Source organism: Cellulomonas hominis, assembly GCF_005239125.1.
Taxonomy (GTDB): Bacteria; Actinomycetota; Actinomycetes; order Actinomycetales; family Cellulomonadaceae; genus Cellulomonas; species Cellulomonas hominis_A.
This window is the reverse complement of sequence record NZ_SZYE01000201.1, coordinates 1-6674: the sequence shown is the minus strand read 5'-3', so window position 1 is coordinate 6674 and position 6674 is coordinate 1. Positions and strand designations below refer to the sequence as shown.

5 protein-coding genes are annotated in these 6674 nt (G+C 76.3%); 2 read left to right on the top strand and 3 right to left on the bottom strand.

The features are described 5' to 3' along the window. Positions 1-1736, top strand: a 1736-nt coding sequence (locus FA014_RS16940) for an FAD-binding oxidoreductase (RefSeq protein ID WP_230323306.1), incomplete at its 5' end; no start/stop codon positions are given. 454 nt (positions 1737-2190) lie between these two features. Here the strand turns inward: FA014_RS16940 and FA014_RS16935 are convergent. Then, complete coding sequence (locus FA014_RS16935; protein ID WP_154730814.1) at positions 2191-2334, bottom strand: Rv0909 family putative TA system antitoxin; 144 nt, start codon at positions 2332-2334, stop codon at positions 2191-2193. A gap of 289 nt (positions 2335-2623) precedes the next feature. Here FA014_RS16935 and FA014_RS16930 point away from each other — a divergent pair, with 289 nt between their 5' ends. After that, a complete protein-coding gene (locus tag FA014_RS16930; RefSeq protein ID WP_195969335.1) occupies positions 2624-3379 on the top strand; it encodes an AMP-binding protein in 756 nt (251 codons plus the stop codon). A 271-nt stretch (positions 3380-3650) separates the two neighbouring features. Here FA014_RS16930 and FA014_RS16925 read toward each other — a convergent pair whose 3' ends face one another. Then, on the bottom strand, positions 3651-5471 hold the full coding sequence (locus FA014_RS16925) for an HNH endonuclease (RefSeq protein WP_154730812.1): 1821 nt from the start codon (positions 5469-5471) through the stop codon (positions 3651-3653). A gap of 181 nt (positions 5472-5652) precedes the next feature. Beyond that, a complete protein-coding gene (locus FA014_RS16920) occupies positions 5653-6450 on the bottom strand; it encodes a CPBP family intramembrane glutamic endopeptidase (protein ID WP_230323308.1) in 798 nt (265 codons plus the stop codon). Between the last annotated feature and the right edge of the window lie 224 nt (positions 6451-6674).

The following is a 6674-nucleotide window of genomic DNA, read 5'->3' as shown; positions in this document are numbered from 1 at the left end:
CCGACGGCTGGTGGCTGCCCACGGCGGGCGGAGCGGAGGCTGCGCAGGGCGCGCGGGCGCGCCTGGACGCGGTGCGCCGCGAGCAGGCCGCCCTCGACGCCGCCCTCATCGCCGCGGGCCGGGACGCGCGCGAGGTCCGCCGCGGCCTCGTGCTCGACGGCGCGTCGCTCGCGCTCGATCGACGTGCGGTGGACGCGACGGCGGCGCCGAGCGCTCCGGTCGTCGACGACCTCGCCGCCCTCGTCCTCGACGCCGGCGTGGGCACGCTCGTCCTCGCCGGTGCCGACGAGGCCGCGCTCGTGGCGTTCGCCGGCGTCGCAGCGGCCCTGCGCGACCGCGTCGCCGCGGCACGCGCCGCCCGCGGCACCCGGGTCGGGACCGTCCGGAGCGCCGCCGTCCGGGCCGCACGGGTCCCCGGCATCGACTACGACGGGATCCCGGCCGCCCTCGCCCGCACCGCCGTCGAGCCCGGCGACGCCGGGTACGCCGCGGTCCGGTCCACGTACATGCGCGGCGGCCGGCCGGGGCTCGTGCTGCGGCCCGGCGACACCGCCGAGGTCGTCGAGGCACTCGCCTACGCCCGGGCGCAGGACGTCCCCCTGGCGATCCGCAGCGGCGGGCACGGCATCAGCGGCCGGTCCACCAACGACGGCGGCATCGTGCTCGACCTGTCCCGCATGTCCGCGATCGAGGTGCTCGACGTCGCCACCCGGCGCATCCGCGTCCAGCCGGGCGCCCGGTGGGGCGAGGTCGCGGCCGCGCTCCACCCGTACGGCTGGGCCCTCAGCTCCGGCGACTACGGCGGCGTCGGCGTGGGCGGCCTCGCCACCGCCGGCGGCATCGGCTTCCTCGCGCGCGAGCACGGCCTCACCCTCGACCACCTGCGCGCCGCCGAGGTCGTCCTCGCCGACGGCTCCGTCGTCCGGGCGAGCGACGACGAGAACGCCGACCTCTTCTGGGGCGTCCGGGGCGCCGGGGCCAACCTCGGCATCGTCACGTCCTTCGAGTTCGAGGTGGACGAGGTCGGCGACGTGGGCTTCGCCCAGCTCGTGCTCGACGCCTCCGACACCGAGCAGTTCCTCGTCGACTACGGCGCCACCGTCGAGTCCGCCCCGCGGGACACCACGGCCTTCCTCATCATGGGGCCGCCCCGCGGCGGGATCGTCGCCGCCCAGATCATGGCGATGGTCGACTCCGACGACCCCGAGACCATCATCGAGCGGCTGAACCCGTTCGCCCGGATCGCGCCCCTGCTGCAGCAGCAGGTGCAGGTCGTCCCGTACCCGGCCGTGGTCTCCGTGCCGCAGCGGCACACGTCCGAGGGCGAGCCCGTCACCCGGTCCGGGATGGCCGAGCACCTCACCCCGGAGCTCGCCGCCGACGCCGCCCGCCTGGTCCGCAGCGGCGCCACGCCGTTCTTCCAGATCCGCGCCGCCGGGGGAGCCGTGCACGACGTGCCTGCCGACGCCACCGCCTACGCCCACCGGTCGGCGAACTTCAGCATCGTCGCGATGGGCAGCAGCCGGCGGCGGATCGACGCGCTCTGGGACGCCATGGCGCACCACTTCCACGGCGCCTACCTGTCCTTCGAGACCGACCCGCGGCCCGAGCGCCTCGCCGACGTCTTCCCGGGGCCGACCCTGGAACGGCTGCGCGAGCTCAAGCGGCGCTACGACCCCGAGGACGTGTTCCGGCACAACTACTCCGTCGCCGAGCCGCCGGCCGTCGTGCCCTGAGAACCCCGGCGAGGCGCCCGCACCGGGGGTCACCCCGACGGGACTCGGGGTCGCGCCTCCGTCCCGAGGAGGAGGCCGTGCACCCCCAGGGGGACCCCGTACACCCCACGTGGGACCCGAAGATACGGCGCAGGGCCGATCCGCTCGGCGCTCGCGGTTGCCAGGATGGAACCCGTCAGCACGTCGAGGGGCCGAACGAGGAGCAACGTCATGTCGCCGCAGGTGTGGATCGTCGTCGCCGGCCTGGTGGCCGTGATCACGGTCGTCGGTCTGGGTGACCTGGTGAACCGCGCTCGCGACGCACGCCGCGTGCGCCGCTGACCCGCCGCGGGCGGATGCCGGGAGGAGGGCCCGGCACCGCCCGCGAGGCCGTGGCTCGCGCCACGCAGGACGACGCCCGCGCCCCCGGGGGGAGGCGCGGGCGTCGTCGTGCCCGGGGTGCTGCCGCGCCGGGCTACTTGCCGATCTTGTCGTCGGCCTTCTTCTCGAGGTCGTCGACCTTGTCGGCGTTCCCGCCGCCCGTCTTCTTCGCGGCGGTGTCCCCGGCCTTCTCGATGCCGGCGTCGCTCGCCTTCTCCGTCATGTCGTCCAGGCCCATGATGCGGTCCTCTCGTCCCTCGGGTTCTGCGCTGCGGGTCGCCGGTCGGCCCGCCTCCGTCAGTCTCGGCTCGGGCGGGCGCGGGCGCGAGCGGGGGTCTGCGGGTCGTCACGGAACCTGGTGGCCGCGCCTCGCGGGGGCGGGCTGCGGCGGGTCGTGCGGGGTGCGACCCACGTACCCCGCCAGGCGTACCGCGATCCCTCCCGGGGGATGACGACGCGGCGCGTCCCCGAGGGAGACCGTGGGAGCACCCCGCCGGACCCGCCGGTCGGGTGCACCAGGAGGCACAGTGACCGGCTACGACCCCGCCGCCCTCGCGGGACCTCCTTCCGTGGGAGCGACGTCCCCCGAGCCCGCCGCGCGCCCCGTCCGGCTCGCCTCGGCGCTGCACGCCGCCGGTGTGCGCGCGGGGCACCGCGTGTCCCTGCTCCTCGCACCCGGCCCGGCGTGGTCGGCCACGGTGGCCGCGTGCCTGCGTCTCGGCGCCGTCGTGGTCGCCACCAGCCCCGCGCTGCCCGACCCGGAGGTCGCGGCGGCGCACGCCGCGGCCCGCCCGGACGTGGTGGTGGGGGACCGGCAGGGTCTGCGGCTCGTGCGGCGCCTGCGGGGTCCCGCGCTGTGGCTCGCGGCCGACCGCAGGCGGCTGGCGGACCGGTTCGTGGGCGGGGGTCTCCCGCTGGCCGACCTCGTGACGCGGCACCTGCTCGTGGCCCTGCCCCCGGTCCCGGACCCGGACGGAGACGCGGCGCTGCTGTTCGTGCCGTCGGACCAGCCGGGCGAGGGCCCGCTCGGCGTGCACTGGACCCGCGCCGACCTGGGGGCCCTGGCTGCGGCGTCCGTTCGCGGAACCGGCGCGGTGCGCGGTGAATCCGGCCCGGACCTCTTGGCCACCCGACGAGATCAGCGGGGTTCGACGACCCTGGGAAGCGCCCGAGCGGCCTCGACGCCGCTGGCGCACGAGCTGCTGGACGCCGCGCGTGCGTGGGCGCGACCGGTGGAGCCGGCGGTCGGGCCGGTTCCGACGCGTCGACCCGCGCTGGTCTAACCGACCCGCGGTGGTCTAACCGACCCGCGGTGGTCTAGCCGACCCGCGGTGGCTCGGCCGACCCCAGCTGGGCTCGCCCAACCTGCGCTGGTCTAGCCGACCCGCGCTGGTCTAGCGGCCACGGCCGGTCTCCTCTGCGCCGGCCGTGCCCGTCCGCCGCGGCGTGGCGCTCGTGCGCTGATCGCCCCGGCCCCGGCCCCGGCCCCGGCCCCGGCGCCGGTCCCGGCCCCGGACCGGTCCGACGAGGCGGACGGCCGGGCCGTCGCCAGGACTAGGACGGCGGGGGTGCGTCGTGGGGGTCGGTGGTGGCGTCGTGGGTGCGGCCGGTGCCGGGGCGCACGAGGTACCGGTGGCCGGTGGGGGTGATCCACTCGAAGAGCCCGGGTTGGATCTGGCGCAGCCGGAAGCCGCCGTCGGTCTTGAGGCGGTGGTGGCGGTGGCAGAGCGGTCCGAGGTTGTCGGCGTCGGTTCTGCCGAGGGGTTGATCGGGTGGGTCCCCGGGCTGCGGGTGGTACTCGATGGTGTGGTCCAGGTCGGCGCTCCGTGCCGGGAAGGTGCAGCCCGGTGCGACGCAGGTCTTGTCGCGGGTGCGGACGAGCTCGGCCAGCCCGGCGGGTGGTCGGTATCGCTCGCGTCCGACGTCGAGGACCTGCTCGGTGACCGGGTCGGTGACCACCCGCCGCCAGACGCCGCCGTCGGCCAGGGCCCTGGCGCGCACGGCGTCGATGGGGCCGTACCCGTCGAGGTCGGCGGGGTTGTCGTCCAGGCCGAGCAGGGTGGAGGCGGCGATGGTGAGGCGGACCTCGGCGCCGGGGCGTCCGGCGCAGCGCCCGCAACCCCGCCGGGCGGTGGTCGTCGCGGTGTCGGTCGACGTGGTGCGGGGCGCCGGCTCCGTCGGCGAGGTGGTGGTCGACGGCGCGGGACGCGGGGAAGGCAGTGGGGCGGTCCCGGCGGGAAGCGGGGAAGGCGGTGGGTCGGTCTCGGCGGGAGCGTCAGGTGCGGGACCGGGCAGCGGTGTCGCCGACGGCCCGCCCACCGGGACCACGGTGGCCGTCGGGATCGGCTCGACCGGGCGCGGGCGCACCGGCTGACGTCGCGTTGTGGTCACGAGCCAGTCCGCCCCGCGGCGCGGTGTCGGCAGCACCGGTACGGGTGGGTCCAGGTGCACCTCGAACGCCGGCCCGTCCGAGGACGGCACATCCCCCACGACGAGGTCGCGCAGCCCGTCGGCGCGCAGCTGATCCAGGGTCCGGGAATCGCCCAGGGCCTTGGCTGCGCGGGCTGTGTGGTCCAGGACCCCGTCGACGCGGGTGGCGTCCTCGGCCGCCACGACCACCCACATCGCGGCCATCCCGTGCGGGCGGCGCCGGGGGTGGGTCACCCGGCGGGTGCACCGGGCCCGGGTGTTGCGGCCCGCCTCACCGTCGGGGTCGGCGAGCCGGACCTCGCGGGCCACACGCTGCTCGAGCTGTTTGCGGGAGCACTGCGCGGCGTCGGGCAGGACCGCGGTCTCCACCGCGTGGGCGGCCTGGTAGGGCAGGTCGGTCAGCCCGGTCGCGATCACGTCCGCCTTGGCCGCGTCGATCTGCCCGGTCTGCAGGGCCTGTCCGGTGGCCGCCAGCATCCCGTTCAGCAGCAGCGCCCGGTTCACGGCCCTGTTCGCCGAGACCCGCGCCCAGCCCAGCCGCATGGCCAGCTCGTCCCCCGCCACGCTCGGATGCGTCGGCGGCGCACCCGCGAGCGGCGACCAGTCCGGGGCCATCTCAGGGCGGGTCGCGAGCTCGGCGACGGCGTCCAGCATCGCGGCGTGCTGGTGGGCCTCCATCCGCACCCGCGCGGCCACCACCTCGACCAGGACCGCCGGGGCCAGCACGGTCAGGTCCAGGCCCCGCAACCACGCGTCCAGCACGGGTCCGGGAGGGTACGCGGCGATCGCCTCGACCTGCCGCTGCTCACCCGTGCGCGGCGCCCCACCGAACGCCACCACGGGGTCCGGCCCGTAGTCCGTCAGGCACGTCCCGTCGGGCCCGTAGACCGGCAGCACCAGGCCGGCGAGCGTGTCGCCGTCGGGGTGTTCCTGCAGGTCAGCCATGCAAGAACGCTACCCGCGACCACCCACACGCCCCCGGTCCGCGCGCCCGCCCTGGGGACGCAGCACGCCCCATCTCCTGTGGAGGACTCGGTGCCCGCTCACCGACCGGGCACCGCCGCCGCATCCGCCTGGCCGGGTCGTCTCCGGGGTGCCTCGCACCACCCCGTGGGCGCGCCCGAGGTCAGCCCGGGGCGGTGATGAAGACGTCGGCCAGCTCCGGGTGGTGCGCGTGCACGAGGACGCCGAACACGACGAGGTCGAACAGCAGGTGCACGGCGACGACGTACGACAGGGACGTGCTGCGCGCGAAGATCCATCCCTGCACGAGGGCGAACGGGGCGGTGAGCAGCGGCCCCCACTCCCGGTAGCCGAGCTCCCAGAGGAAGGACACGAAGACCACGGACTGCAGGAGGTTCGCGGTCCACAGCCCGAGGTGCCGCCGCAGGAGCGCGAAGACGGTGCAGATGAAGAACAGCTCGTCCCAGATGCCGACGGCGTTGACGCCGACGAACAGGCGCGCGATGTCCTGGCCGCCGTCGAGGTCGGGCCAGTTCCGGTACGCGCCGGAGCCGATGAAGTAGAAGGGCAGGAGCAGGTAGCCGATCACGACCACGGCGCCGAGGTAGATCCACTGCCAGCGGGCCCAGCGCCGCCCGGTCGCGACGGGGAACCGGATGGTCCGCTGCCGGAACAGGTACCGCGAGAGCGCCCACGGGACGAGCACGGCGAGGGACAGGGCGACGGTGAACCGCGTCATGCCCGCGTCGGACAGGTCGGCCTCCAGCGAGATCGCCGAGACGATGGCCATGCCGGTGCCGATGAGCGCGAGGTCGCGTCCGAACGCGCGGTCGACGAGGAGGCCGAGCACGACGCCCGCGAGGAGCGGGACGTAGCCGAGGGGCCGGACGTGCACGGCGAAGATGAGGACGGCGGCACCGCAGACGAGGGCGGCGGCGAGCAGGCGCGCCGGCGAGCCGATGTCCCACGGCCTCCGTCCGGCGGCCGCGGCAGCCCCGCGCGTGGCGGCGGGCGGTGTCGCGGGCGTGGCCGCGGCGGAGGGGGTCACGTCGGCACCCTGTCACGGGCGGCCGGTCCCTCGGCTACGTCCCGCTCCTCGCGGGCGTCGTGCTCGGCCTCCTCGTCGACCGCGCGTTCGGACGCGACCTCGCGCTCATCGGCACCGGCATGGCCATCGTCTCGGCG

Coding starts and splice junctions, on each gene's coding strand:
- FA014_RS16935 (WP_154730814.1), bottom strand. CDS start 2,334: ATGGGCCTGGACGACATGACGGAGAAGGCGAGCGACGCCGGCATCGAG.
- FA014_RS16925 (WP_154730812.1), bottom strand. CDS start 5,471: ATGGCTGACCTGCAGGAACACCCCGACGGCGACACGCTCGCCGGCCTG.